The sequence below is a fragment of the Pantoea sp. X-Soil-TKNS-1279 genome (assembly GCF_059730565.1).
This window is the reverse complement of the sequence record NZ_AP035950.1, coordinates 201,515-227,876: the sequence shown is the minus strand read 5'-3', so window position 1 is coordinate 227,876 and position 26,362 is coordinate 201,515. Positions and strand designations below refer to the sequence as shown.

Annotated in this window: 28 protein-coding genes; 15 read left to right on the top strand and 13 right to left on the bottom strand. The window is 54.5% G+C overall.

Annotated features, from left to right (window positions below):
- Window positions 1-6 precede the first annotated feature (6 nt).
- Genes AC6I8N_RS24405 through AC6I8N_RS24390 form a run of 4 tightly spaced genes read right to left on the bottom strand, consistent with a single transcriptional unit; the run spans window position 7 to window position 3,784 of the window.
- Window positions 7-948: a dihydrodipicolinate synthase family protein gene (locus AC6I8N_RS24405; RefSeq protein WP_497831234.1), complete on the bottom strand. Its 942-nt coding sequence runs from the start codon at window positions 946-948 to the stop codon at window positions 7-9.
- Between the two features lie 19 nt (window positions 949-967).
- Window positions 968-2,101, bottom strand: coding sequence for an NAD(P)/FAD-dependent oxidoreductase (locus AC6I8N_RS24400; RefSeq protein WP_497831233.1), 1,134 nt, complete (start codon window positions 2,099-2,101; stop codon window positions 968-970).
- Window positions 2,098-3,513, bottom strand: a complete 1,416-nt coding sequence (locus AC6I8N_RS24395) for an FAD-dependent oxidoreductase (RefSeq protein ID WP_497831232.1) — start codon at window positions 3,511-3,513, stop codon at window positions 2,098-2,100. Before AC6I8N_RS24395 ends, AC6I8N_RS24400 begins: the two co-directional genes overlap by 4 nt.
- A complete protein-coding gene (locus AC6I8N_RS24390) occupies window positions 3,500-3,784 on the bottom strand; it encodes a (2Fe-2S)-binding protein (protein WP_021185571.1) in 285 nt (94 codons plus the stop codon). Before AC6I8N_RS24390 ends, AC6I8N_RS24395 begins: the two co-directional genes overlap by 14 nt.
- A gap of 158 nt (window positions 3,785-3,942) precedes the next feature.
- Here AC6I8N_RS24390 and AC6I8N_RS24385 point away from each other — a divergent pair, with 158 nt between their 5' ends.
- The 6 genes from AC6I8N_RS24385 to AC6I8N_RS24360 all read left to right on the top strand — a co-directional run bounded on the left by AC6I8N_RS24385 (window position 3,943) and on the right by AC6I8N_RS24360 (window position 9,636).
- Window positions 3,943-4,761, top strand: a complete 819-nt coding sequence (locus AC6I8N_RS24385) for a transporter substrate-binding domain-containing protein (RefSeq protein ID WP_497831231.1) — start codon at window positions 3,943-3,945, stop codon at window positions 4,759-4,761.
- Between the two features lie 66 nt (window positions 4,762-4,827).
- Window positions 4,828-5,496 carry an amino acid ABC transporter permease gene (locus tag AC6I8N_RS24380; protein WP_497831230.1) on the top strand — a complete coding sequence of 223 codons (669 nt, stop codon included), beginning with the start codon at window positions 4,828-4,830 and terminating at the stop codon, window positions 5,494-5,496.
- Window positions 5,496-6,185, top strand: a complete 690-nt coding sequence (locus AC6I8N_RS24375) for an amino acid ABC transporter permease (protein WP_021185568.1) — start codon at window positions 5,496-5,498, stop codon at window positions 6,183-6,185. Before AC6I8N_RS24380 ends, AC6I8N_RS24375 begins: the two co-directional genes overlap by 1 nt.
- Window positions 6,163-6,900 carry an amino acid ABC transporter ATP-binding protein gene (locus AC6I8N_RS24370; protein WP_497831229.1) on the top strand — a complete coding sequence of 246 codons (738 nt, stop codon included), beginning with the start codon at window positions 6,163-6,165 and terminating at the stop codon, window positions 6,898-6,900. Before AC6I8N_RS24375 ends, AC6I8N_RS24370 begins: the two co-directional genes overlap by 23 nt.
- Window positions 6,901-6,958: 58 nt before the next feature.
- The gene (locus tag AC6I8N_RS24365; RefSeq protein WP_497831358.1) at window positions 6,959-8,140 is read left to right on the top strand and encodes a pyridoxal-phosphate-dependent aminotransferase family protein; all 1,182 of its coding nucleotides are present in this window, start codon (window positions 6,959-6,961) and stop codon (window positions 8,138-8,140) included.
- Between the two features lie 197 nt (window positions 8,141-8,337).
- On the top strand, window positions 8,338-9,636 hold the full coding sequence (locus AC6I8N_RS24360; protein ID WP_497831228.1) for an MFS transporter: 1,299 nt from the start codon (window positions 8,338-8,340) through the stop codon (window positions 9,634-9,636).
- Window positions 9,637-9,674: 38 nt separating this feature from the next.
- Here the strand turns inward: AC6I8N_RS24360 and AC6I8N_RS24355 are convergent, their stop codons facing one another.
- The 4 genes from AC6I8N_RS24355 to AC6I8N_RS24340 all read right to left on the bottom strand — a co-directional run bounded on the left by AC6I8N_RS24355 (window position 9,675) and on the right by AC6I8N_RS24340 (window position 12,379).
- Entirely contained in the window at window positions 9,675-9,974 is a 300-nt protein-coding gene (locus AC6I8N_RS24355) for a helix-turn-helix domain-containing protein (RefSeq protein WP_497831227.1), read from the bottom strand.
- The gene (locus AC6I8N_RS24350) at window positions 9,971-10,321 is read right to left on the bottom strand and encodes a type II toxin-antitoxin system RelE/ParE family toxin (RefSeq protein WP_497831226.1); all 351 of its coding nucleotides are present in this window, start codon (window positions 10,319-10,321) and stop codon (window positions 9,971-9,973) included. The genes AC6I8N_RS24355 and AC6I8N_RS24350 overlap by 4 nt, the downstream gene beginning before the upstream one ends.
- Before the next feature lie 127 nt (window positions 10,322-10,448).
- Window positions 10,449-11,720, bottom strand: coding sequence for a 3-oxo-tetronate kinase (otnK, locus tag AC6I8N_RS24345; RefSeq protein ID WP_497831225.1), 1,272 nt, complete (start codon window positions 11,718-11,720; stop codon window positions 10,449-10,451).
- A complete protein-coding gene (locus AC6I8N_RS24340) occupies window positions 11,714-12,379 on the bottom strand; it encodes an aspartate/glutamate racemase family protein (protein ID WP_497831224.1) in 666 nt (221 codons plus the stop codon). Before AC6I8N_RS24340 ends, otnK begins: the two co-directional genes overlap by 7 nt.
- Before the next feature lie 206 nt (window positions 12,380-12,585).
- On the opposite strand from AC6I8N_RS24340, the gene AC6I8N_RS24335 reads away from it, so the two are divergent.
- Complete coding sequence (locus AC6I8N_RS24335; protein WP_497831223.1) at window positions 12,586-13,833, top strand: alpha-hydroxy acid oxidase; 1,248 nt, start codon at window positions 12,586-12,588, stop codon at window positions 13,831-13,833.
- Between the two features lie 2 nt (window positions 13,834-13,835).
- Window positions 13,836-14,525, top strand: coding sequence for a molybdate ABC transporter substrate-binding protein (locus tag AC6I8N_RS24330; RefSeq protein ID WP_497831222.1), 690 nt, complete (start codon window positions 13,836-13,838; stop codon window positions 14,523-14,525).
- Here AC6I8N_RS24330 and AC6I8N_RS24325 read toward each other — a convergent pair.
- Window positions 14,522-15,556 carry a LacI family DNA-binding transcriptional regulator gene (locus AC6I8N_RS24325; RefSeq protein ID WP_021185561.1) on the bottom strand — a complete coding sequence of 345 codons (1,035 nt, stop codon included), beginning with the start codon at window positions 15,554-15,556 and terminating at the stop codon, window positions 14,522-14,524. The two genes, AC6I8N_RS24330 and AC6I8N_RS24325, sit on opposite strands and share 4 nt — an antisense overlap.
- 265 nt (window positions 15,557-15,821) lie before the next feature.
- Between AC6I8N_RS24325 and AC6I8N_RS24320 the strand changes: the two genes are divergently transcribed.
- The 7 genes from AC6I8N_RS24320 (at window position 15,822) to AC6I8N_RS24290 (ending at window position 23,441) form a co-directional block, all read left to right on the top strand.
- The gene (locus AC6I8N_RS24320) at window positions 15,822-17,129 is read left to right on the top strand and encodes an MFS transporter (protein WP_021185559.1); all 1,308 of its coding nucleotides are present in this window, start codon (window positions 15,822-15,824) and stop codon (window positions 17,127-17,129) included.
- A gap of 12 nt (window positions 17,130-17,141) precedes the next feature.
- Complete coding sequence (gene otnC, locus AC6I8N_RS24315; RefSeq protein ID WP_497831221.1) at window positions 17,142-17,780, top strand: 3-oxo-tetronate 4-phosphate decarboxylase; 639 nt, start codon at window positions 17,142-17,144, stop codon at window positions 17,778-17,780.
- Window positions 17,781-17,816: 36 nt separating this feature from the next.
- Complete coding sequence (locus AC6I8N_RS24310) at window positions 17,817-18,965, top strand: lactonase family protein (RefSeq protein WP_497831220.1); 1,149 nt, start codon at window positions 17,817-17,819, stop codon at window positions 18,963-18,965.
- Between the two features lie 80 nt (window positions 18,966-19,045).
- A complete protein-coding gene (locus AC6I8N_RS24305) occupies window positions 19,046-19,753 on the top strand; it encodes a hypothetical protein (RefSeq protein ID WP_021185556.1) in 708 nt (235 codons plus the stop codon).
- A 118-nt stretch (window positions 19,754-19,871) separates the two neighbouring features.
- On the top strand, window positions 19,872-21,281 hold the full coding sequence (locus AC6I8N_RS24300) for a c-type cytochrome (RefSeq protein WP_497831219.1): 1,410 nt from the start codon (window positions 19,872-19,874) through the stop codon (window positions 21,279-21,281).
- Window positions 21,271-21,801, top strand: coding sequence for a sugar dehydrogenase complex small subunit (locus AC6I8N_RS24295; RefSeq protein ID WP_497831218.1), 531 nt, complete (start codon window positions 21,271-21,273; stop codon window positions 21,799-21,801). Before AC6I8N_RS24300 ends, AC6I8N_RS24295 begins: the two co-directional genes overlap by 11 nt.
- Complete coding sequence (locus AC6I8N_RS24290; protein WP_497831217.1) at window positions 21,798-23,441, top strand: GMC family oxidoreductase; 1,644 nt, start codon at window positions 21,798-21,800, stop codon at window positions 23,439-23,441. Before AC6I8N_RS24295 ends, AC6I8N_RS24290 begins: the two co-directional genes overlap by 4 nt.
- A 57-nt stretch (window positions 23,442-23,498) precedes the next feature.
- On the opposite strand, the gene AC6I8N_RS24285 is transcribed toward AC6I8N_RS24290, so the two are convergent.
- The 4 genes from AC6I8N_RS24285 to AC6I8N_RS24270 form a co-directional block, all read right to left on the bottom strand.
- Window positions 23,499-23,669 (bottom strand): hypothetical protein, encoded by a 171-nt coding sequence (locus AC6I8N_RS24285; RefSeq protein WP_497831216.1) that lies wholly within the window; start codon window positions 23,667-23,669, stop codon window positions 23,499-23,501.
- Window positions 23,670-23,744: 75 nt separating this feature from the next.
- A complete protein-coding gene (locus AC6I8N_RS24280) occupies window positions 23,745-25,007 on the bottom strand; it encodes a type II toxin-antitoxin system HipA family toxin (RefSeq protein ID WP_497831215.1) in 1,263 nt (420 codons plus the stop codon).
- Complete coding sequence (locus AC6I8N_RS24275) at window positions 24,997-25,341, bottom strand: helix-turn-helix transcriptional regulator (RefSeq protein WP_497831214.1); 345 nt, start codon at window positions 25,339-25,341, stop codon at window positions 24,997-24,999. The genes AC6I8N_RS24280 and AC6I8N_RS24275 overlap by 11 nt, the downstream gene beginning before the upstream one ends.
- A 178-nt stretch (window positions 25,342-25,519) precedes the next feature.
- Window positions 25,520-26,362 (bottom strand): PRD domain-containing protein, encoded by an 843-nt coding sequence (locus tag AC6I8N_RS24270; RefSeq protein ID WP_497831213.1) that lies wholly within the window; start codon window positions 26,360-26,362, stop codon window positions 25,520-25,522.

Below are 26,362 nucleotides of genomic sequence, written 5' to 3'. Positions count from 1 at the left end.
TTGTACTTAGGGGGTAGCCGTAAAGGATTGTGCAAAGGTTAGCGCTGTCGCTAACCGCTGGCGCTGCGCGTCATCGACGGCAGGCACTGGCGGGCGCGGCATGGCGTGAGGAAGATGCCCGGCAAGATGCAGACAGGCTTTTAAGCGCGCATTGGCATGGGTGCCCGGCCAGGTGCCGTAGATCTCCTTCGCCAGTGGATAAATAAATTGATGCAGGCGCTGCGCTTCAGCGAGGTTTTGCTGCTGCATCGCGTCGTACAGCGCCACCACCAATTCGGGCACCACCGCCGCCAGACTCACCAGGCTGCCATCGGTGCCAAGGGCAAAGCAGGTCAGCAGATGCTCGTCACCGGAGGCCATCACCGCCACATGCGGTGCAACTTCACGGACCAATCGCAGGTTCGCCTCATAGGTGGCGGTTTCCCAGCTACCTTCCTTCACCGCGACCACGTTGGGCAGGCAGACCAGTTGCTGAAGCAACGCCGGGGGATACGCCATACCACCGCTGTTCACGCCGGACTGATACAACATCATCGGTAACGCGGCGTTGGCATTGGCGATACGGTGGTGATTCAGCACCGTTTTCTCGTCGGTGGAGAGCGTCCAGGAGTAGGGGGGGAACAGCAGAATGGCATCAGCACCGGCGGCTTTCGCATCGTCAGCCTGCGCCTGTGCATCAAAACTGTCCTCGGCGTTAAGACCGGCTACCAGCAGCGTCTGCGGTGGACACACCTGACGCGCCAGGGTTACCACGCGACGTTTTTCCTCACGCGAGAGCGCGAAGTTTTCACCGGCGTGGCCGTTGATGAGCAACCCGCGAATCCCTGGCACCTGCGAAACCTGGCGCAAATGCGCAATCAGGCTCGCTTCGTCGATGTATCTGCCACTTTCGTCCATCGGACAAACAGTCGCCGCATACACACCCTGGTAATGGTGTAACTCTTTCATTTTATTATTGGCCTCTGGATTAGGATGCGACTGCGTGGTCATCAGTGGGCAGCAGTCGTGATGGATCAAAAAGCGGCATTTCGGGTTGCTGGCCCAGGATCTGCTGCGCCAGCAGCTTGCCCATATACGGCCCGCTGGTATAACCGGAGTGGACGCAGCCAATCACGAACAGATCCGGGTGTTGTGCCAGTGGCCCAATCATCGGCATCGCGTCGGCGGTTTCCGACTCCAGACCCAGCCAGATGCGTGCAACACGGGCAGATGCCAGTGCCGGAACGGCATGCTGACCCAGCCGCAGGTTGCCGATCAGGTTTTCGGGGATGGTTTCCCGGCCGCCCAGCTCACGCGACCCGATGCCCTGCCAGCCGCCGCCGATCACCACGGTGCCGTTGGCAAACTGCTTCATGGATAACAAACCATTGGCGATGCTGAGTACGGAACGCATCACGGTTGGCATTCTTTCGGTGACGATCAACTGGTTAATCAATGTCTTAACCGGGATATGGATGCCGATCATCGCCAGCATCGGCTCCAGCCAGACACCGCCCGCCAGCACCAGACGGCTGGCCTCGATGGATTGGCTACGGTTCTCGGTTGAGACGCGATAACCGGCGTTTTGCCGCTCGATATGGCCGACGGAAAATTGTTCGATGATGGTTACACCGGCTTCACGCAGCGCGGCATAGAAGGCACGGCCTGTCAGGTAGGCGCTGGCAAAGCCATCGATCTCACAGAATGCCGCCGCTTTGATGGAGCCGTTGATGCCCGGATCAACCTTCATCGCCGCCTGCGGTGAAATCACCGAAATATCGGCACCATACTCACGCCGGGCTGCCGCGCGCTCTTCCAGCATCATTACTTCGGCATCGGTAAAGGCGAGAGACAAACCAGGTGCATGGGTTGCCAGCACCCCCTGGCCGAGCCAGGTTTCCGGCCGCATCCACATCTCCCACGCTTTCATGGCGTAGGGCACCAGCGCGGCGCGGGTCATATGCAGCGTGAGTGTCCCGGCATTGACGCCGGAGGCACTGCGACAGAGGGCATTGCGTTCCACCACCACCACACGCATCCCGGCTTTCGCCAGAAACAGCGCGGTGGAGCAGCCCATCACGCCGCCGCCAACGATGCACACATCAAAGCGTGTTGAAGTCACAGTGGGGCCGCCTTAGGAATCGGGATATCCGCATAGTCGTAGTCGCCGGTCATATCGCTGATGGTGAGCGGGCGCAGCGGAGTGCGGGGTGAGAAAATCCCCACCGTTTCGCGCGACACCCCCAGTTTGGTTGCCAGCAGTTCGGCGGCGATATCGCCGCAGGTGCGTCCCTGGCAGGGACCCATACCGCAGCGCGTCCAAGCCTTCAGTTGGTTTACATCATGCGCGCCGGCTTCGCAGGCTTGTTCGATCTCGGCGCGCGTGACGTCTTCGCAACGACACACCACGGTGTGCGGCGGGATACTGTCAACATGGCCTTCACGCAGCGCCATCATCGCGGCCATCTTCTGCCCGAAGCGGGCGGCGTGCTGCCAGGCTTTGCTGAGGTTTTCAGCTTCCGGTTCTGGCACGGTTTTGCCCTGAATGATGGCGACACAAGCCAGTCCGACGCGTTTGCCGTGTTCCATTGCCGCAGCGGCACCACGAATACCGGCACCGTCACCGGCAACAAACAACCGTTCACGGCTGGTCTGGCCGTTTTCATCGGTTTCGGCAATCCAGCCGCCGGCCTCGCGGGAGTATTGATGTCTGGCATGGAGCAGACGCGTGATGTCGGAGGAGGGGGTCAGACCGTGGCCGACGGCAACACAATCCACCAGAATTTTTTTCGTTTTACCGGCGACAGGTCGTGCCGCTGCGTCACAGGGTGCGATTTCAGCCAGCAACTGGTCGCCCTGCGCACTGACCTTCACCAGTGTATGACGTGAATATAGCGGGGTTCTGGCGCGCAGAATCGGCAGACCATACGTCAGGCTTTGCTTGAAAATCGCCGGACGGCTGAGCAGCGCCGAAGCGGTGCCAAGCCATTCGCCGCGTGAAGCAATGTCAACAATCGCCTTCACGTCACCGCCTGCTTTCAGGGTATTTCCCGCCACCGCCACCAACAGGGGGCCACATCCCGCCACCAGGGTGGTTTTCCCCGGCAGGGTACGCTGCGATTTAAGCAAAATAGTGGCGGCAGCCAGCCCGATCACACCCGGTAAAGTCCAGCCTTCAAACGGGACCACGCGTTCGGTGGTGCCGGTCGCCACCAGCAGCACCGTGGTGGTGCAGGCGATTGAACCGTCCGGCCCAAGGGCATCGACACGATAATCGCCGGTCACCGCCCAGACGACATGCCCTAAAAAGAGGCGCACCTTGCTCCGCGATAAGGCATCGCGCAAGGTTTCTCCGGCCCTGAATTCAGCGCCATCCATTTTTGCATCGGGCATGATCGGCGCGCGATACACCTGTCCACCGGCCGCCGCGTTTTCGTCGAACAATGCAACCCGCAGTCCTTTCGCTGAAGCCATCAGTGCCGCTGAAACCCCTGCCGGACCGGCACCCAGGACGATCAGATCATAATGATTCATAAGGATCGCTATCCGAAACAGAGTGAACAACCAGATCGGCGCTGGCCTCAGTTTTGCAAGCTAATACCCGCTTACCCTCCACCATGACCAGGCACTCCTGACACGAACCCATCAGGCAAAACATGCCGCGGGGCTGATGTTGATGGGGACTGAAGCGTAACGTTTTGACGCCGCTGGAAAAAAGTGCGGCGGCAATGCTTTGGCCCGGTAATGCCATATATCCCTGATTGTCAAAAACGAAACGGACGTTTTTCCCTGAAGTGTGCTGCATAACGTCTCCCTTTTTGGTCGACAACTGCTCATTGAGACTTGACAAGATGGAAGGCATGGTATCGTATACCAATCGTATATGTAAAGCATACGAAGTTTATATCGTTGGTCATTTGCCAACACCAGGGTAAGCAATCAGACGACACCGGGAGTTAAATAATGAGTAAAATGAGTATGTTAGGAAAGCTGGTTATCGCAGGCTGTATCGCCAGCTCGCTGTTGGGTGCCGCAACGGCCAACGCCAGATCGCTGGATGAGATCATGAAATCGAAAACGCTGATCGTCGGCGTGAACCCGAATCTTCCACCGCTCGGGGTGTATGACGATAAAAATCAGATCTCTGGTTTTGATGCGACAGTGGCGAAGAAAATTGCCGATTCTATGGGCGTGAAACTGGAGCTGGTGGCGGTGGGTTCGAATGACCGCGTGCCGTTTATCATGTCGGACAAAATTGATGCGGTGATGGGCGGAATGACCCGTAACGACGATCGCATGAAGGTGGTGGATTTCACCGATCCGGTTAACACCGAAGTGCTGGGCATCCTCACCACTGATAAAAAACCGTACAAAAAATGGCAGGACCTGAATGACCCGTCAGTAAAACTGGTGCAGGTGCGCGGCACCACACCAATCAAATATATTCAGGACAACATTCCTAAAGCTCAGCTGTTGATCCTCGATAACTACCCGGATGCGGTGCGCGCCATTGCGCAGGGCCGCGCTGATGCGCTGATCGACGTGCTCGATTTCATGCTGGATTACACCAAAAAATATCCTACCAAGTGGCATGTGGTGGATGACCCGATCGAAGTGGATTACGACTGTATCGCCGTCAGCAAAGGCAACACCGCGCTGCGTGAGAAGTTAAATACCGAGATCGCCGCGCTGCATAAATCAGGCTTTATCGGCAGCAGCTGGAAGAAATGGTTTGGTCACGCCATGTTGCATGACCCAACTGCCTCGCCGACGAAATACTGAGTTTCGTTCTGATTTAATCGGGCGCCCGCAGTTTGGGGCGCTCTTTAGCGATTGAGCGTTGTTCTGATGAACCTGAATTTTTTCCCCATTCTTGATCAACTGCCTTACCTGTTAGGCGGCGCCTGGATCAGCCTGCAACTGGCGGTGCTGGCGTTCGCCTCCGGTATGGTGATTGCGATGATCTGTACCAGCATCCTGCGCTATGGCCCTAAACTGGCCGGTAAGTTTATTAACGCCTACGTGGTTTTTGCCACCAACACGCCGCAACTGGTGCAGATCTACTTTCTGTTTTTTGCTCTGCCGGAAGTGGGTATTTTGCTGTCGCCATTCACCGCAGTGCTGATCGGTGCCACCTTCAACGCCGGGGCTTATTTATGTGAAATCCAGCGAGCGGGCTTTGATTCGGTCCGTCGCATGGAAATTGAAGCGGCAGAAGTGCTCGGCTTCTCCCGTGTGCAGATTATCCGTTACGTCATCCTGCCGCATGTCATCAAGGTGATGTTCCGACCGCTCTCCAACCAGTTCATTGTGATGACGCTGGGGACGTCAATGGCCTCGATGTTTGGTGTCGAAGAACTTACTGGCCGTACCTATAACCTCAGCTCACAAACCTATTTGTCAGTGGAGTCTTTCTCCGTAGCTGCCGTGATTTATATCGTGATCACCATTGTCGCCACCTTTGCCCTGGCGATTATGGGGCGGTTTCTTTTCCGTGCCAGAACAGGGGTATTTTGATGAGCTACTTCGACTGGTCGGAAATTACAGGGTTGTTCTCGTACTACAACCTGTTGTTGTTATTGCAGGGGTTAGGCATCACGCTGGCACTGTCGGCGTTTGGCTGCCTGATTGGTTTTCTGGCGGGCTTTGTACTGGCGGTGACCATCAATACTAAAGCGGCGATCCTGTCACCGCTGCGTGGCGTGGTCCATGTGTATTTCTTTATTTTCCGGCGCATCCCGTTCCTGGTGACGTTATTTCTGGTGTTTTTTATCAGCCAGTATTCCGGCCTGCGCTTCTCCACCTTTACCGTGGCGCTGATCAGCGTGTGTATTATCGCTGCCGCCTACCTTGGCGAGATCATCCGCAGCGGGCTGGAATCGGTACACCATAACCAGTGGGAAGCGGCGGTGACGCTGAACTTTTCCTATTTGCAGACGCTGCGCTACGTGATCATTCCGCAGTCCCTGACGGTGGTGATTCCGCCAACCTTTAGCTTCTTCGTTATGTATATCAAAGACACGACGCTGGCTTCGCAGATTGGCGTGATGGAACTGACCTCCGCCAGCAAAATCCTGTCGGATAAAGGCTACTCGGCCACGCTGGTCTATGCCGTCGTCCTTATGCTGTATTTCATTGTGTCTTATCCGTTATCGCGTCTCGGTAAGCGTCTGGAGAGAAAAATTGCCACAGCTCGACATCATTAATTTAAAAGCCTCCTATAACGACCAACCGGTACTGGAGAACGTCACTTTATCGGTGGAGAAAGGCGATATCGTCAGCCTGATCGGGCCGTCCGGCTCCGGCAAAAGTACCCTGTTGCGAGTGCTGATGGGTTTACTGCTGCCGAAAGAGGGACAGGTTCTGCTGGAAAATAACGCGGTGGATTACGCCAATAAAGGCGAGTTGCGCCAGCTGCGTGAATCTATCGCCATCGTATTTCAGCAGTACAACCTGTTCCAGAATATGACGGTACTGGAAAACGTGATGATTACGCCCACCAAAATTAAAGGCTGGCCAAAGCAGCAGGTGGAGCAGGACGCACGCCGTTTACTGGAACGGGTAGGGTTGTCACATCGTATCAATGCGTATCCGGACCAACTCTCCGGCGGTCAACAACAGCGCGTTGCCATTGCCCGCGCGCTGGCGCTGAAGCCCACCATCCTGTTGCTGGATGAGGTGACGGCGGCGCTCGACCCCGAGATGGTGAACGAAGTGCTGGATACCATTCGCGAGCTGGCCTCAGAAGGGATCACGATGTTTATCGTTTCCCATGAGATGAGTTTTGTTCGTGAGGTGTCATCAAAGGTGGTGTTTATGGCCGATGGTCAGGTGGTGGAAACCGGCTCGCCGCAGCAGGTTTTTGACGCGCCCACTCACGAACGCACGCGGCAGTTTGTCAGCAAAATTTTACGTCACTAAGGAAGATGTTTTGAACAAGCCTGTTTTTAGCCAGCTCAATCCCCCGCAACGCCTGTTAATGGGGCCTGGCCCGATCAATGCCGACCCACGCGTGTTGCGCGCCATGTCAGCACCGCTTATCGGACAATACGATCCAGCAATGACAGCGTATATGAACGAAGTGATGATGCTGTACCGCTCGGTGTTCCGCACCAGCAACGACTGGACGTTGCTGGTGGATGGCACATCGCGTGCCGGGATTGAAGCGATTCTGGTTTCAGCCATCCGGCCTGGGGATAAAGTGCTGGTGCCGGTGTTTGGTCGTTTTGGTCATTTATTGTGTGAAATCGCCCGTCGTTGCCAGGCGGAAGTCCACACCATCGAAACCCCGTGGGGCACGGTGTTTACCCCCGATCAAATCGAAGAGGCGATCAAACGGGTGCGGCCGACCATGCTGTTAACCGTGCACGGTGATACCTCCACCACCATGCGTCAGCCGCTGGAAGAGTTAGGCGCAATTTGTCGGCGATATGGTGTGCTGTTTTATACTGATGCCACCGCGACTCTCGGTGGCAATCCGCTCGAAACCGATGCATGGGGTTTGGATGCGGTTTCAGCTGGAATGCAAAAGTGTCTTGGCGGTTCAGCCGGTACCTCGCCCATTACCCTGAGTGAACAGATGGCAGACTCGATCACCCGTCGACGTCATGTGGAAGAGGGGATCCGCGATAACCGTCATCAGGACGGTGACGAACCCATTATCTCGTCCAACTATTTTGATTTGGCGATGATCATGGATTACTGGGGCAGCGAACGCCTGAACCACCACACTGAGGCGACCTCGGCGCTGTATGGTGCCCGTGAGTGCGCACGATTGATTGTGCAGGAAGGTGTGGAAGCCGGTATCGCCAGACACCAACTGCATGGCGCTGCATTGCGTGCCGGGGTTGAAGCGATGGGGCTGGAGGTGTTCGGCGACCCACGGCATAAGATGAATAATGTGCTGGGCATTAACATTCCTGACGGGCTGCATGATCAGCAAATCCGTGAATGCATGCTTAACGATTTTGGTATCGAAATCGGCACCTCTTTTGGCCCGTTAAAAGGCAAGATGTGGCGTATCGGCACTATGGGTTACAACGCGCGCAAAGACTGTGTGTTGCAAACCCTGGCGGCGCTGGAAGCCACGCTTAATCGTTATGGTTTTAAAACGGTCCAAGGGGCAGGGATGGAAGCCGCGTGGAAGATCTACGCTAACTGATCATAGCGGCGCACTTTATTGCGCATCTTTTTCAGCGCGATAAATCGCGCCGCTACAGACGCGGTGCGTTCTGGAGTTCAGCAAAATTCGTAAGCATAGCTGGCGGGTATCGTCTATCTTTACCCGTTGTTACTTAAGCTGTTTACTGATGAGGTCTCTATGCCGGGTTCTGCTTTACCATCCTCACTGAGCATCTTATGAGAAAAGTACTCAACGCTTTTCTTCCGTTATATGTCACGACATTGTTGATGTTGCTCGGTTCTGGTTTGCTCACGACCTATGTGTCATTGCGCCTGGCGCATGAGCAAGTGAACGGCACGCTGATTGGCGCTATCACCGCGGCTAACTATGTTGGGCTGGTGATTGGCGGCAAAGTCGGACACAACCTGATTGCCCGCGTCGGGCACATCCGCAGCTATGTCGCCTGCGCCGGAATCGTGACCGCCTCCGTGCTGGGTCACGGGTTGACGGACATGATCCCGATATGGGTATTTTTACGCCTGATCATCGGTTTGTGCATGATGTGCCAATATATGGTGCTGGAGAGTTGGCTGAACGATCAGGCGGAATCCTCCCAGCGCGGCACGATTTTTGGTTTGTACATGGTGGCGACCTATCTGGGTCTGAGTGGCGGCCAGGTGATCCTCGCGATGCAGGATGGCTTTGGCATCAGCACCTTGTTGATTGTCGCGCTGTGCTTTGCGCTCTGTCTGGTGCCGATTGCCCTGACCACGCGAACCAATGCGCGTGCGATGTCTCCAGCACCGATGGAGTTGGGTTATTTTCTCCGCACCATCCCGCGTTTGCTGGCCACCACGCTGGTGAGCGGGATGGCGCTCGGTGCGTTTTATGGCTTAGCACCGGTCTATGCCAGCCGTCAGGGTTTCAGCACCGAACAAACCGGTTTGTTTATGAGTGTCAGCATTTTCGCCGGGCTGGTGACTCAGTTCCCGCTCAGTTGGTTATCGGATCGCTTTGACCGCCAGCGGCTGCTGTTTTTTGTCGCGTTGTTGTATGGCCTGGGCGCGCTGACATTGGGTTTGCCCTGGACTCTCTCGTTCCAGATGTTGTTGGTGATCGCGTTTTTCGTCAGCATGATGCAGTTTGGACTTTATCCGCTTCAGGTGGCACTGGCGAATGATCAGGTGATGCCGGAAAGGCGCGTCTCCCTGAGCGCCTGTCTTTTGATGGCGTTCGGCATCGGGGCCAGCATTGGTCCGCTGGTGGTGGGGGCGCTGATGCAACCCTTCGGCAGCCATGTGCTGTACCTGGCGTTTACCTTGTGCGCATTGCTGATCGCCCTGATGAATCGCCCGGTCAAAGCCCTGCCATTGCCCACCACCGAAGTCCCTTTGCCGCATGTGGTGATGCCGGATAGCCTGGCGACCTCACCGATTGGTGCAGCACTGAATCCGGTGCTGGAGGAGGAAGCGATTCAGGCGACGATGGTGAATGAGGAAGCGCTTGAGGCGGAAGCCACTGAACGGAGCGCATAATGCAGTGAGCAGGGGGATGCCCCTGCTCGATTTTGTTTTTAGATATGGAAGGCAACCCGCTTGCCAGTGGGTAATTCCACATCCAGGCTGAGTTTTCCGCCCATTGCTTCGATATAGCGTTTTAGGGTAGCGATTTTTAGATCAGTGCCGCGTTGCTCCAACTGAGTTACCGCGGGTTGGCTAATCCCCATTGCTTGAGCAACACTTTTTTGAGAGAGCTGTAACTCGTCACGTATCATCTGGAGTCCTGTCTCCAGAATCATTTCATCAGCCATTTCTTTAATGCGCGCTTGGCTCTCAGGAGAGCGGGCGGCCAACACTTCATCTAATGTTCTCATTTGTTAACCTCCATTCTGGCCAGATGGATCGAAAATTCTTCATCCGCGATACGGATCATTCGTTCATAAAATTTCTTATCATTACTTTTATCACCTGCACACAGCACAATGGCTCTTCTGACAGGGTCAAACGCAAAGAATGCACGAACAGGACGTCCTGAATATTGGACCCTCAGTTCCTTCATATTCTTATGTATGGAACCCTTTACCGTGTCTGCATATGGGCGTGAGAGTGAAGGTCTATATGCTTTAAGATTAATTAAGTCTGCAATAATCTTTTCCTGTAACCCATCTTCCTGATCATGAAGCCAGTCATCAAAAAGTGGGCTAAAAAGTACCGTCCACATGCCAATTCCCTATAAGCTGCGTCTTATAATCAGGACTATATAAGTTGTAGATTATTACTTCAATGGGGCCGAGAGTTGAGCAAAAAGCAGCGCGGTATGCCGCGCTGTAAGGAGACAAAGGATGGAATTACCCACCCAATACCTTCAACGCATGCGCAAAGAAATCTCTCCGGCCAAAATTCCCTGATTTCAGGGCCAGCGCCAGCGGTGCTTCCGGTTGTGCGAACAGCGCCGGAACGCCGGGGTCAATCTCCTCGCCAACCTGCAACGATCCCAGATTTAGCGCGCTCACCACCGCGCCGGAGGTTTCTCCGCCGCCGACCACCAGACGTTTAATACCCGCCTCGTACACCAGTTTGCGCGCCGCATCGCCAAACAGTTTATCGAGCTGGCGGGAGATATTATGCTGACCAAACTGTTGCTGTGCCTGCTGCACGCTGTCGGGATCGCCGGAAGAGTACACCAGCGGGCATTCCTGCTGGTGTGCCAGGATAAATTTCACCACATCATCGGCACCGACGCGTTCATTCATCACATCGGTGATATCCAGCGCCAGCACCGCGTGGTGTTTTTGATGCTCCTCGATCTGCCCGCGTGTGGCACCGGAACAACTGCCGACCAGAATGGCGGTCGCGCCGCTGACGGCCGGGTTGTTACTCCGATGGCCCAGTGCCTGCCCGGCCTTGATAAAGTTATGGGGCAATGCCCGGGCAATGCCGGAGCCGCCGCTGATCAATTTAAGCCCCGCTGCGGCGATACCAATAATTGTCAGGTCATGATCGCTCAGGGCATCCACCACTACCAACTGTGCGGGGTCATTATCCTGGGTTTCCAGTCGCTCACGCAGCCCCTCGCTGCCTTCCACCACCTGTTGCCAGCGAATATGGCTGACAGGGGTATGGGACTGGCGTGCCAACAGGCGGCGAATATCGGCATCCTTCATTGGCGTTAAGGGATGGTGCTCCATACCGGATTCATTTAGCGGTCGATCGTGAACAAACAGATTACCCTGATACAGGGTGCGACCCATCGCCGGGAACGCCGGACAGACAATCACGCGCTTTGCCTGCAAACGTGCTGTTAGCGCATCGAGCACTGGCCCGATATTCCCCTCATCGGTGGAATCAAAGGTCGAGCAATATTTAAACACAATCTGGCTACACCCCTGCGCCAGCAGCCATTCGCAGGCCGCCAACGACTGCGCGACCGCTTCTGACGCAGGCAGCGAGCGGGATTTCAGGGCAATCACACCGGCTTCGACTTCCGCATGCGCAGGTTGTTGTGGCACGCCGAGATATTGCGTGGTACGCAAGCCATCTTCGCCGGGTAAGCCTTGTGACAGCGTCACCGCGATATCACTGGCTCCGGTAAAATCATCTGCGATAACGCCAATCAACATGATGATGCTCCTGTGGCTGCCTTCATTTTCTGCACTGCCGCATGCGGGGCCGTCAGCACCGGGATATCGACACGCGCACGCACCGCATCTGCGGCGCGAGAGGTGGAAAAGTGCGCCAGCATGATCACATCACAATGACTGAGTTGTGGCGCATATTCGGCGACCAGCCGGTTGTGGGTGTCGACATCCCCTTTACGTAACCGATCGATGGCGTCCGGCACCAGGACGGTTTCCAGCCGGGCACCAGATCCGATTTGCGCCGCATACTGATCGAATTCGGCGCACATGGTCACCAGTGACGGGCCGAAGGTCGCTACCATGCCGATGGTTTGGCCCTGCTGCAATGCGGCTTCGAACATCGCTTCGTTGGGTTTTAACACCGGCACCGGCACGGCGGCGGCCAGTTCATCAATCGCCGGACCGAATGCGGAGCAGGTGACCAGAATACCCCGGGCATCCATGCTGTAGCCGTAACGACCAAAAGCCACAAAGCGATCCGTCAATCGACGAGACAGTTGGTCCTCTTTGGCGCGGTCAATGGTCAGCCCGTCATCCAGCAGATTGACTACCTCAGCCTCGGGCCATAAGTCGTTAAAAGCTTCCTGAATCGGGGTCATCGCCACCGGGGTAGCGTGCAATAAAACAATGCGTTGGTTCATGGTTATCTCCGTCAGCAGCGACGATCAAAGTGGACTACAGCACACCATACTTAATCCGGGTTGAAAATGTAAGGGCTTACATTTGTGTTCATATGGTGACGGCGATCACACAAAAAAACTGCGCGTCTGTCAGGATATAAACAGGATAGCCTCGTAATAACCCCTGATTTGAAATCGCTTACTTTCCATAAAATTGAGAACGCACTATGACAACTCGTGGAGACACCACCGCTATTAACATCGCCGTGACGCCAGAAGTGCAGGTTCGTCCCGCTAATACCGTACCGCGCCATTTTCGCGATCTGCTGGCGCTGGACGACTTCGAACGTCATGCACGCAAGCGCTTACCAAATATGATTTTTCAGTACGTAAAAGGCGGAGTGGAGACCGGCAGAGGCATCGCCGCAGCCTATGAGGCTTATCAGCAGTATGTGTTTGTGCCGCGCATGTTTCGCGACGTGTCCGGGCGTGATCAGCACGTCAGCCTGCTGGGGCATAACTGGTCCCATCCTTTTGGTGTCGCCCCGCTGGGTGGCGCGTCTTTTGTCAGCTACCGTGCCGACCTGATGCTGGCAAAAGCGGCCAGAGCGATGAACGTGCCGATGATACTCAGCGCATCGTCACTGATTCCACTGGAGGAGGTGATTGCTGCTAATCCCGATGCCTGGTTTCAGGCCTACCTGGCGGGCGATCAACCGCGTATTGACCGTCTGGTCGAGCGTGTTGAACGCGCCGGGTATAAAACGCTGGTGGTCACCGGTGATACGCCGATGCTTGGCAACCGCGAACACAACACCCGCAGCGGTTTCAGCATGCCAATCAAAATCACGCCGAAAGTGATGTGGCAAAGCGCCCTGAGTCCGCGCTGGCTGCTCGGCACCGTAGCACAAACCTTCCTGCGCCACGGTGCCCCGCATTTTGAAAACACCGATGCGGAACGCGGACCGCCGATGATGTCGAACAAAGTGCGTAACACCAACGCGCGTGACAAGTTGAGCTGGAAACACGTTGAGGCCATCCGTAAGAAGTGGAAAGGCAACCTGGTGATCAAAGGGCTGATGTCACCGGAGGACGCCTTTATCGCCCGTGATTTAGGCGCGGATGCGGTCATCCTCTCCAACCACGGTGGACGCCAGCTTGATCACACCGTGCCGCCGTTGCATACCTTGCCTGAAATCGCCGCGGCGAAAGGGAATATGAAGGTGATAATCGATAGTGGCATTCGTCGTGGTACCGATGTGATGAAAGCGATGGCATTGGGTGCCGACTTTGTGTTTCTTGGTCGTCCGTTTCTGTACGGTTCGGTGATTGGCGCCCAGGCCGGCATCGAGCATGCCATGCATATCCTGGGTGATGAGATTGATCGCGATATGGCGCTGATTGGTGTCACCAAACCCGACCAACTGGATGCCGCGTTGCTGCGCCGTGCTCCGCTGTTTGCCCGCGAGGGATAATAATGACGTTACATATTTATAGCGCGCTCGCCCTGAGCGCACCGTTCAACACCCTGATTGATGTTTGGCAGTCGGCACACCCGGATACGCCGCTGGCAATACGCTGGCATCCCAGTACCGTTATCGAGCAACAGCTGAACCAGGGGGCGGAGGCGGATGTGGTGATCGCCACGGTGGACACCGTCGATCGCCTGATTGACAAAGGGATTGCCGATGGCAGCAGCCGCATTGAAGTGGTCGACTCTCCGATTGGTGTGGCGGTGTTGGCCGGTGCCGTAGCGCCGGATATCAGCAACCTTGACCGACTGATTGCCAGCCTGCTGGCGGCGCGTTCTGTGGCCTGGTCGGAAGCGGGGGCCAGCGGCGTCTGGTTCTCGCGGTTGTTAAAGCAACTCAATATCGATGAGCCGCTACGTGCGCGCGGTACGGTGATCCCGGCCGGGTTTACCGCTGAGCAACTGGTTAACGGCAACGCAGATCTCGCGGTGCAACAAATCAGCGAACTGCTGATGGTGGAAGGGATTGACGTGGTGGGTCCGCTGCCGGCAGAAGCACAGCAACCGATCTCGCTGTCGGCGGCGATGCTGACGTGTGCGCAACAGCCAGAACGGGCCAGTGCCTTTCTGGCCTGGCTGAAAACGTCTGCGGTGACAGACATCTTCAACCAGTTTGGTATGCAACGCCGCGATTAGCGTTCCTGACGGGGCACAGAACCGCTGCTGCCCCGAACAATCAATTCAGTCTTAATCAGCGTGTGTTGCGGGGCAGGCAGGTTATTGAGCGTATTCAGCAGATAATGCGCGGCATGTTCACCAATTGACGCCAGATCTACGCGCATGGTGGTCAGTGGATGTTCCAGGTGCTCGGCATACTCATAGTCATTGAAACCGACGATGGAGATGTCGCCGGGAATGCGCAGATAACGCTCGCTGGCGGCGCGCATGGCACCGAATGCCAGCAAATCGTTACCACAAATGATGGCAGTGGGCGGCTCCGGCCCGTCCAGCAGGCGGAACACCGCTTTGCGTGCGTCGTTCATGGTGAAAGCGTTATCGACAAGATGGCTATCCGCCAATGTCAGCCCCTGCTGTTGTAGCGCTCGTCGTGTCCCCTTCAGGCGATCCGAAACACGATCGTTTGACGGCGGCGTACCGACAATCACCGCAAATCGCTGATGCCCCAGTTCCAGCAAATGTCTGGCAATGGTTTCTGCTGCACCTTCGCTGTCATAGCCGACGCAGGGCTTCTCGCTGTCATGGGAGAAGGTCTGGATACAGGCAATTTCTTGCTGACTGATGCGCTCCCACAGGCGTGGATGGTGGGTGTTGCCCACCAGCATCAGGCCGTCGATGCCGTATTCAATCAGCTTGTTCACCTCTTTCAACTCGGTGTCCGGGTCGAAATTGGAGTTCGCCAGCAACAACGTATAACCCGCGTCATGGATTAACTGCTGAAACGCCGCCAGCGCGCGGGAGAAGGTTTCCGTCGCTAATGTTGGCACCACGGCACCAATGGTCATGCTGCGTCGCGAGGCGAGGGTGCGCGCTGCGCGGTTAATCACATAGCCGAGCTCTTCACAGGCTTTTTCCACCGCGGCGCGGCGCGCCGCTTTAACGGTAGTGCTGCCGTTCAACACGCGAGAAACAGTGGCCGTTGACACGCCAGAAAGGCGGGCAACATCTTCCAGTGATACGCGGCCGGATCCATTTTGTTTTTCACTCATCAAGTCACTCCTGCTGAAAGAGTGAGCTTGTCCACAAAATTCGCAGACAACTCACCATCAATTTTGAAAGCGCTTACTTTTGGCTTGACTGTATTTTGTAATCGCTTACTTTTTACATCATGTTATCAGGTCGGGGATGCCTGCTCACGTTTTTTTAACAGTTTCATGATGTCTGTCCCCGATTTTTAACGACACCGGCGGCGGCTGCACGCGTGATGCGGCTAAACCTCCTGTAACCCATAAATAAATCATAAAGGAATTCACCATGCGCAGATATCCACGAATTCGCTGGCTGATGATCGTGTTCTGCTTTTTCGCCATCGCTATCAATTACATCGATCGTATTAACCTGGCGATCGCTGCTCCGCATATCAAAGCCGACCTGGGCATCGACGACACCAGCATGGGGCTGATCCTCGGCGCTTTCTTCTGGACCTACGCCCTGATGCAGATCCCGGCCGGTCGCCTGATTGACCGCCTGGGGGCGCGCGCCGGACTGGCGCTGGCCGTGGGTTGGTGGTCGCTGTTTACCGTATTCACCGCGTTTGGCAAAGGCTTTGCCTCGATTTTTGCCGCTCGCCTGGCATTAGGCATCGGTGAAGCGGGGGGAAACCCGGGTTGTGTCAAAGTGGTCTACAGCTGGTTTGCCAAAAAGCAACGCGCCACCGCCAGCGGCATCTTTGATGCTGGCCCGCGCGCCGGCAGCGCGATCGCGCTGCCACTGGTGGCGTGGTTAATCAGTACCTGGGACTGGGAAACCTCTTTCGTGGTGACCGGGGCGTTAGGTTTGGTTTGGGTGGCTATCTGGTTGCTGTTTTATCGCGAGCCGGAAGAGATGAAAGGGCTGGACGAAACTGAACGGCAGAATTTGCTGGAAGATCGCGCCGTGCCTGCGACGCAGAACAACGGCAAGATCGAGATGTGGTCGCTGTTCCGCCATCGCAATGTGTGGGGCATGATGATTGGCTTCTTCTGCATGAACTTCGCCACCTATTTCTTTGTCACCTGGTTCCCGACCTATCTGACCATGGCGCATGGCTTCTCGCTGAAAGAGCTGGGTACCTTGGGGGCCATTCCGGCGCTGATGGGGATCCCCGGCAGCTTACTGGGCGGGGTGGTATCTGATGCGCTGTACCGTAAGGGGTTTAGTCTGACGGCGGCGCGCAAAACCTGCCTGATCACCGGGATGCTGCTTTCCAGTGTGATCGCATTCGCTGCATTTACCGACAGCATCACCGTGATCCTGACGCTGTTCTCCATTACTTATGCGGGCCTGGCCTTTACCGCCGCCAACATCTGGACGTTGCCAGCAGACGTGGCACCCGCCAGCAACTATGTCGCTACCCTCGGCGGTATTCAGAACTTCGCCGGTAATCTCGCCGGGATTGTCACCGCCTCGTTTACCGGCGTGATGCTTACCCTGAGCCACGGCTCGTTTGTTGTGCCGTTACTGGTGGCCGGCGGTATCTGCGTACTGGGCGCGCTGACCTTTATGTTTGTGCTTGGCAAACTGGAACCCCTTCCCATCAACACCCAAAGTGAATCGCCTGTCGTTGCCACGGCGAGCGAGTGAGGAGAAAAAACTATGCAAAATGAACAGTCGTTACGCGAAGAGATATGCCGGGTAGGGGAAGATCTGTTTACCCGCGGCTACACCACCGGCACCGCAGGCAATATCAGCGCTCGCCTGGAAGATGGCTGGTTGATCACGCCGACGGATGCCTGTTTAGGCCATCTGGAGCCGGCGCGTATCGCCAAAGTTAACCGCGACGGCGAGTGGGTTTCCGGTGATAAGCCCTCGAAAACGTTGATGCTGCATCGCCAGATTTATGACCGCAATCCCGATGCGCACGGCGTAGTACATACCCATTCAACCCATTTGGTGCAACTGACGCTGGCGGGGGTCTGGCAGCGCGACAGCATTCTGCCGCCGTTGACGCCGTACCAGGTGATGAAAGTTGGCCGTATCCCGCTGATCGACTATCGCCGTCCAGGCCATGCCGAGGTGGCTGAGCAGGTTGCCGGTTTGGCTAACGAGGTGCGCGGCGTGATGCTGGAACGTCTGGGGCCGGTGATATGGGGCACATCGGTCTCAACGGCCAGCTTCGCATTGGAGGAGTTGGAGGAAACCGCGCGTTTATGGCTGAACTGCACAACGAAGCCAACGGCCTTACCGGAACAGGCGGTGCTGGAACTGTGCGAGCATTTCAACACCCGTTGGTAACTCAATCTCTGAACCCTACAAAAGTGACGATAAAAAATGAAAAAGAGAATCATGGCCGCAGGAATGATGTTATTTGCTTCCACTGTGATGGCACAGGAAAAGGCGTATGTGTATGTTTCGAATGGCGACAGCGGGACAGTGACCGCCTATACGCTGGATAAAGCACAGCGTCAACTTAAGCCGCTTGGGGAATATCCCACCGGTTTGAAAAGCATGCCAATGGCCGTTTCCAGCGATAAAAAAACGCTTTACGTGTCGGTACGCAGCCAGCCTTATCACGTCTCGGCCTGGCATATTCAGGCGGATGGCACCCTGAGTCACTTTGCGGATACACCATTGCCGGAAGCGATGGCGTATCTGGCGCTGGATAAGAGCGGCCGTTTTCTGCTCTCCTCTTCCTATGGTGGTGATCTGTTCAGCGTCAATCGCATCGCCAGCGACGGCAAAGTGGAAAGCGCACCGGTACAGGTGGTGCATACCGGTAAGCGGGCGCATTCGATTCAAACCGATCCCGGCAACCAGTTCCTGTTTGTTCCGTTACTCGGTGCTGATCAATTATTGCAATACCGCTTCGACAGCCACAGCGGCAAGGTGACGCCCAATACCCCGTCTTTTGTGAATATTCAGCGTGAAGCGGCTACCGGTCCTCGCCATTTTGTCTTCGCGCCGCAACGCGATGAGCAAGGCGCGCAAAACATGTATTTGCTGACTGAGATGGCCGGCAATATCTCGCGTCTGACGCTAAATCAGGACGGTACCATGACCGAACATGAAGCGACGCCATCGCTCGATCCGGCCATTGCCAGCAATATGCAACGTGGTGAGGCGCGTCCACTGACCGGTGATGATGATTTACCGAAGTCAGCCAAGCCGCGTTTGTGGCAGGCGGACATTCATATCACCCCGAACGGTCGTTTTCTCTATTCCACCGAACGCACCAGCAGCAATATCACGGCTTTTCGTGTTTCTCCGGTTGATGGGCGACTGACGTTAATTAACAGCACCAAAACCGAAACCCAACCACGCGGTTTTGCTATTGATAATTCGGGTCGTTATTTGATCGAGTCAGGGCAAAAATCAACCCAGGTGGCGTTGTATGCAATTGACCAAAATACCGGCAAGCTTTCATTAATTGAACGCGTACCAACCGGGAAAGGTGCAAATTGGGTCACCATTGTTGAGTAAATATCAATCACCATCATCATGTTACATTATTCATTCAGCCTGAATTTGAATGATATTTATGCGTTAAATAAGGAGTTGTCATGCCTAAAATTCGTCATGCGTTGCTGAACGCCTTATTATCCTCTGCGATTGTGGCTGGTAGTGTGCAAGCCAGTGCGGCGGAAAAAGTGGTGGCAACGGATCTGGAACCGCTGCATCACGTTATTCTGGAAAATAAGTATGTCACAGTGATGCGGGTGCTGATCCAGCCCGGACATTCCACGCTGTATCACGAACAACATCTGGATTACGTTAATACTCATATTGAAGGCAGCCCGGTGAAAATCGAATATCCGGACAAACCAGCCAACAACACCGAAATGAAAACCGGCAATGTGAAGTTCGGGGAACATCAGGGGAAATCTGATACCGATAAAGTCACCAACACCGGCAATAACGTTAATCATCAGGTGGCGTTTGAAATCAATATTCCGGGGCCGCAACATTTTGGCGGCGCCACCCGCCCGTCAAACGAGGCCTTCCAGCAGGTGCTGGATAAGAAAACCGTAAAAGGCTGGAAAGTGACCCTTAAACCGGGTGAAAGCACCGGCGAATATACCCAGCATGGGCCGGGAGTGCGGGTGTTCTTCACAGAAGGGCGGGTGTTGTTAGCCGACCCTACCCATGTAAACCGGGTAAAAGAAGTGTGGGTTCATCCCGGCGATGCGTTTTTGACCGAACCTGGCAAAGTTGATATCACGGCGGCCAGTGGTGAAAATATTGTTTTCAATGATTACGAACTGTTATAGCACCGTTTGTATTTTGTATAGATTTACAATCTGTTAACCTTGCGCATCTGTGGCATTGCTACAGATGTGCATTTCTTATTTTAATAACACTAATAATTATTTACCGGAAGCAATTACCATGAAGGCAAGAAAGGTGAGACAGAGTTGTCTGCCTTTCGCGTTGAGCATTCTGATGTCTGCGACATTTTCAGCCCATGCTGAAAATGCGACCGACTCTGCATCGCTTATTGCGAAAGGCAAGTATCTGGCTATTGCAGCAGACTGTGGGGCCTGCCATACCGCACCTGATCACGGTGCAGCAATGTCGGGGGGGTATATTATCTCTTCGCCACTCGGAAATATCGTTTCCAGCAATATCACCCCATCGAAAACAGCGGGAATTGGCGATTATACCGAACAGGATTTTGCCAGAGCCGTCAGAGAGGGGATTAATAAACAGGGGCAGCATCTTTATCCGGCGATGCCCTACACCTCGTATGCGAAAATTACCGATAGCGATATTCATGCCTTGTACGCGTATTTTATGCACGGCGTGAAAGCTAACGATAATGTACCGGCACCAACAAATTTGCCATTCCCGTTTAATATCCGTTCAAGCATGTTCTTCTGGAATATGTTATTCGCGGATGCCAAACCTTTTACGCCTGCTGCCGATAAATCCGCTGAAATTAATCGCGGTGATTACCTGGTGAATGCGCTGGCGCACTGCGATACCTGCCATACGCCACGTAATGCGTTGATGGGACAAAATAACGATCAGGCCTTAAGTGGCGGCAGTCTCGGTAGCTGGTATGCGCCGAATATCACGCCGGATAAACAAGCCGGTATTGGTAACTGGAGCGATGCTGAGATCGCGCAGTACCTGAAAACCGGTCATGTGGCGGGCAAAGCTCAGGCCGCAGGCCCGATGGCCGAAGCGGTTGAACACAGCCTGCAATATCTGTCTGATGATGATATCCAGGCGATGGTGGCTTATCTGCGTCAGGTTCCGGCGATGAGTCAGCCGGTCAGTCAGGCGCGCGATAATATCGGCCAACCGGCAACCAGTGAAGCACTGCAACGCGCCGTGAAAGATCCGGATGCGGGCTGGAAAGTCTACAGCAGCACCTGCGCCAATTGCCATCAGGCGGATGGTTCCGGCAACACTATCTATCCCTCGCTGTTCCACAACACCACCACCGGTGCCGCTCAGGCTGACAATTTGATCGCCACTATCGTTTATGGGGTTCATCGCCAGGTCGACGGCAAAGATATTGATATGCCAGGTTTCGGCCCGGATGCGCTGTTTACCGATCGTCTTACCGATCAGCAAATCGCGGATGTCAGCAACTACGTGTTGAAAAACTTTGGCAACGCCGAGCTGAACGTGACGGCCGATCAGGTGAAAACCGTGCGTGAAGGTGGTGAACGACCATTGATTGCGCGTCTGGCCCAGCCCGCAGTCTGGGGCGGTGCAGCCATCGTGGTGATTATTCTGCTGGTGCTGTTAGTTTCACTTTCGCGCAGGGGGAAAAAACATGGCGCATAACAACTCTACCGCCATCTCCCGTCGCCGACTGCTGCAAGGGATGGGCATCCTGTCTCTCGGCGCGATGTGCAATTCACTGTTTCCGGCGCGAGCGCTGGCGGCAGATCAGTTGGCTGACTCGGGGTTTCTTCAGGTGTCGCAATTTCTCGTCAGCCGTCCGTGCGGTCCGTTGCTGGGGCAACGCTATTACGACGCGCTGACGCGTCATGATGCGCAGTTCAGTCAGAAGCTCAGTAGTCTGAAGACATTGTTGCAACAGCGTAATTTTTCTCATGTTGATGATTTTCTTGCTGCCTTCACCGCGGACAACAGCGACTGGCAAACCGCCAAAACCCTCATTTCTGCCTGGTACACCGGCGTAGTGGGTAGCGGCAGCGATCTGGAGTTGATCGCCTATGCCGATGCCATGATGTACCTGCCCACCAAAGATATCCTCGTGGTGCCGACCTACGGCGGCGGGCCGTTCTATTGGGCAGTGACACAAAAAGGTCAGGTGGCAACAACAGGAGAACACGCATGAGTGCACAAAAAGTCGATGCTGATGTGATCATCATCGGGTCAGGAGTGATGGGTGGCCTGATCGCGACCCAAATGGCGAAGGCCGGTAAATCGGTGATCATCCTTGAGGCAGGACCGCGGGTGTCACGTCAGGAGATCGTCGAGCGCTTCCGTAACTCACCGTTCAAAATGTCACTGACTAACATTAAATTACAGGGCGTGGGTTCACCCTATCCGAACCCGCCGCATATCCCCTCGACCTACGGTGATTATTTGCAACAGGTTGGGCCGGTGAAGTATCCGACGAAATACCTGCGCGTGGTCGGCGGCACTACCTGGCACTTCGGTTCTGCGCTTTGGCGCATGATCCCGAATGATTTCAAGCTCAACAGCCTGTATGGCCGGGGCCGTGACTGGCCGTTTGGTTACGATGAGCTGGAGCCGTGGTATGGCAAAGCGGAGCATGAGCTGGGCGTTTCCGGTGTGGATGGTCAGGATGAGAGTGGACAGGGCGGAAAAGCCTGGCCGCCACGCTCCACCCCGTTCCCGATGCCAGGTCTGCCGACCAGTTACCTGTTTGACCGCCTCAGCGACCTGCTCGGTAAAGGGGGCTACAACCCGGTGCTGGAGCCGAACGGTCGTGCGACCAAGCCGTGGGGCAAACGCCCGATGTGCGCCGGAAATAACAATTGCAACCCGGTCTGTCCGATTGCCGCCAAATACGATGGCTCGATGCATATCGATGAAGCCGAGCGTCTCGGCGCAAAGCTGCTCGATAACGCGGTGGTGTACCACATCGAAGCGGCGGATGACGGTAAGATCACCGGCGTCTGGTATAAAAAGCCGGATGGCTCCGAACATCATCTGACGGCGAACTACTTTGTGCTGGCGGCTTACGGTATTGAATCGCCAAAACTGCTGTTGATGTCCACGTCAGAGAAGTACCCCAACGGCATTGCTAACTCTTCTGACCAGGTCGGGCGCAATTTGATGGGGCACACCGGCATCAGCATGAATGTGATGATGTCGGAAGATGTGTGGCCGGGTCAGGGTCCAACCGAACTGCTGGTCTATCTGAACAATCGTGATGGCGCGTTCCGCAAGGATTTCCCCAGCTACAAAATCAAGGTGCGTAATACGGTGCCGACCGCCGATTATGCCGCGTCGCTGATCGCAAAAGGGGTGCTGGGTTCAAAACTTGACGCGGAGATTCGACGTCAGTCGGCACGTTCACTTAACTTCGCCATCGATTTTGAGACCCTGCCGCTGCCGGAAAACCGCGTGACGCCGAGCAAAACCAAAAAGGATGCGATTGGGATTCCACTGCCGGAAATTTATTACAGCGTGACCGATTACTGGCATGCCGGTAAGGATGAAGGTATTAAGGATTTCCACAAGTTTGCCGAGCTGCTCAACGCGGAAATTTTGTCGATTGATACCAAGTATCAGGACAGGCAGCACATCATGGGCACCACCATTATGGGCGATGATCCGAAGAATTCGGTGGTGGACAGTAACTGCCGTACCCACGATCACCCCAATATGTGGATTGCGGGCACCAGCGTGATGCCTTCGGCATCCTGCATGAACCCGACACTGACCGGCGCAGCCCTGAGTTTGCGTCTGGCAGACCATATGCTGAAGTCGATGCAAGAGAGTTGATGTAGGTTAAGACTGAGCACCTGCTGAATTGGTAGGTGCTCAGAAATCATCATGGAATCAGGATTTAGGGGAAAGAGCTGGGATGACATGTTGTGGATCGCGCTCAATAGCACGTAACAGCGCTTTGGCTGGTCCAGTAGGTTCGCGTGAAGCTTCGCGGGTGCCTTCAATAATTTCACTCATTTGCGTCATACTTTCTTTCAGACGCCCAAACAATTTCTTGTCCATTACCAACCCTCGTTTAACGCCCGTAGCTGGCGTTTTTCATCCACGGATAAATCATCCTGAATACCTTGTGAGTTATTATTCAAAGACAAAAGGATTTAAAAACTGTCGTTTCCAGAAAAAACGGCGATCAACTTCTGACAATCCAGCCTCATCACACACATCATCCCAACTGGATTTGATGATTTCCACCTGAGCCTCAAAAATTTCGGAAGCCTCTTCCTTCGATAACAGGAAATTCTGCGCGGTTTCAAGGCATGCACTACGCTGACTGAAACGGTTATTACCGTTAATTAGCATAGCTTGTGTGGCTTCATTTCCAGCACGGCCTTGTGGACAGACGTCATAAGCCGGTGTGAGTGAAAGCCTTGTACCATTCCAAAAGGCGGCATGATTTCGGGCATGATCGTCGGTGTTACCACACAAAATATTGAAGCATATGCGTGCAAAGAGTTCTCGAAGCGTCTCTTTCGGATGTTCAAAACGCTGGCGGATGAGATGAGCGAACTCCTCATAACTGGCATACCGCGCCATCATATCGTCCAGACCGAAGAGGGTTAAAGCTGATACCATCGCTCTTCGTGTCCAGCCAGCATCGGTTTTAATCCGATCAAATCGTTCAATGAGCAAAATATCTTTACCCGCTGCTTGCGTCATACGTACTGGCGCGCAGTTCAGGCCGCAAAGGGTAGCAAGTCTCATGGCGGTAAATTCAGCTTTGACCACGCTGTAGAGATCGTTGCTGGCTGAAAATTTGGCGATGTATTTTTTACCTTGTTCCTCTACAAGTGCTTTCGGACGTGCGCCGCCGATTGAGCTTCCGTGGAATAATGCCTGATCCAGTTCAGGAGTAAGGGGAACGCCTTGCTCTACGCGCTCAGCCGAACGTAGCAACTCCTCCATCTCAACATTTTTAGCGTAACGGGGTTCATATATCGTCGCTGATTGCTGAAAGTCCAAAGCACCGATCCGATCTGAACCTGACTCAAGCAGATAAGTCAGCTCATCAAGCAAAGCGGTATCGGTATCTGCGCCCCGTATCCCAAGTTTGCGGTTAATGATGACCCGACGCCCCCATGCATCCGGCGCGCTATCACGGATAGACGAGGGCATCGTAAGACCCGGTAATAGTGGCAGAATACCAGATTGTAAAGGGAGTTCAGGCTGATATATCGGCATTGCAGCAGGTTGGTCATTGATACGTTCGAGATAACTTTTACCGTAGTTAAAAACCAGATTGCCTCGATCGTCACTACTCAGGCGACCTGCAACAACGGGAGCTGTTTCTCCTGGCAGCCAAATCCATACAAATGCTTGTTGTGATGCTCGTTCAGAAATCATCAAACGTTTCCTTCGTTTGTTTACGTATCCGTTGTGGCAGCAGACTCAATTTGTCTTCAGCATGTTTACGGTAATCCCTTAACTTTTGCGTATCAGCATCTACATCAAATAATCGTATGCCCAATAACGCTGCAACTTCAAACACTACGCCAAGCTCACACTTTGGGTCTGCTTTTTCGATGCGCTGCAACATGCTGCGAGATATGCCTGCACGTTCAGCTAATTCTGACTCCGTCATCTTTTGGCTTTTACGCTCTAACCGGATCATTGCCGCCAGTAAACGCAAAGCTTCATGTGTATAGCGAGAGTAGGCTCTTGGAACAGAACGAGGCATTTTGACCTCCTTAAAGGTCATTAACATACTTTATGGCTTATATAGAGGCATTATAGCATTGAAGACATCGGTGAGCTAACAGCGCTATGGGTTTTATATGAGTCATTAAGTCGGTTAATGAGTCATATGGGAATCAAAATATTTCCGACATGACTGTTTAATATCCCGTTCTTCTCAATTAATCTACGGGTGCCTCTGCAATCCTCACCAGATGGACGATCAGCCACAGCAGCTCATCATCGGTCATCTCAACCTCCAGCATTTTCTTCACATAATCATTAATCACCAGCGCACAGCGGTGCATACGCGGGTGCTGGCGGATGATTTGTGGCAGCAACGCATTGCCCTGGCTGTGGTTAAGCTGCCCGGCGAACATCCGCTGGATAAAGAACTGCATATGGATCAAAAAGCGTGAGTAATTCAGCGAAGAGGTGTCGATAGTGATCCAGGCGTGGTACTGAATGATATTGAAGATATCTTTCAGCATGCGCATCGCCAGCAATGTCTGGCTGGTGTCGCTGTGCTCCGACTGACCATTTACCAGATGAAAAGCGATGTTGCCCGCCTCTTCGGGGGGCAATTCAAGCTGGAACTGACTGTTGAGTCGCGCGACCACCTGCTGTGCGAGGTTAAATTCGGCTGGCCAGAAACGTTGTACCTCAAACAATACGCGGTTTTGCAGCATGATCCCTTTGCGGCTGCGCTCCACTGCAAACATCAGGTGGTCGGTCAGGGTAAAAAAGATTTGCGGACGCAGCGGATGGCTCAGTTCCTGCTGCGCCATCTGCATCACCAGCGCGGTCATCTGGAAAATCTCTTCCGGCATGGCGGCGAAGGCGTTCAGATACTCCGCGCCGGGCAGATTTTCCTGCACCATAAACAACTTTTCGACCTTCTCGCGCGGGATCAGGTCACCAACATGGCTGTTAAAACCAATGCCTTTACCCATCACGATGGCTTCTTTACCTTCGCCATCCTCGATCAGCACCAGGCTGTTGTTCAGGACTTTAATGACCTTCAT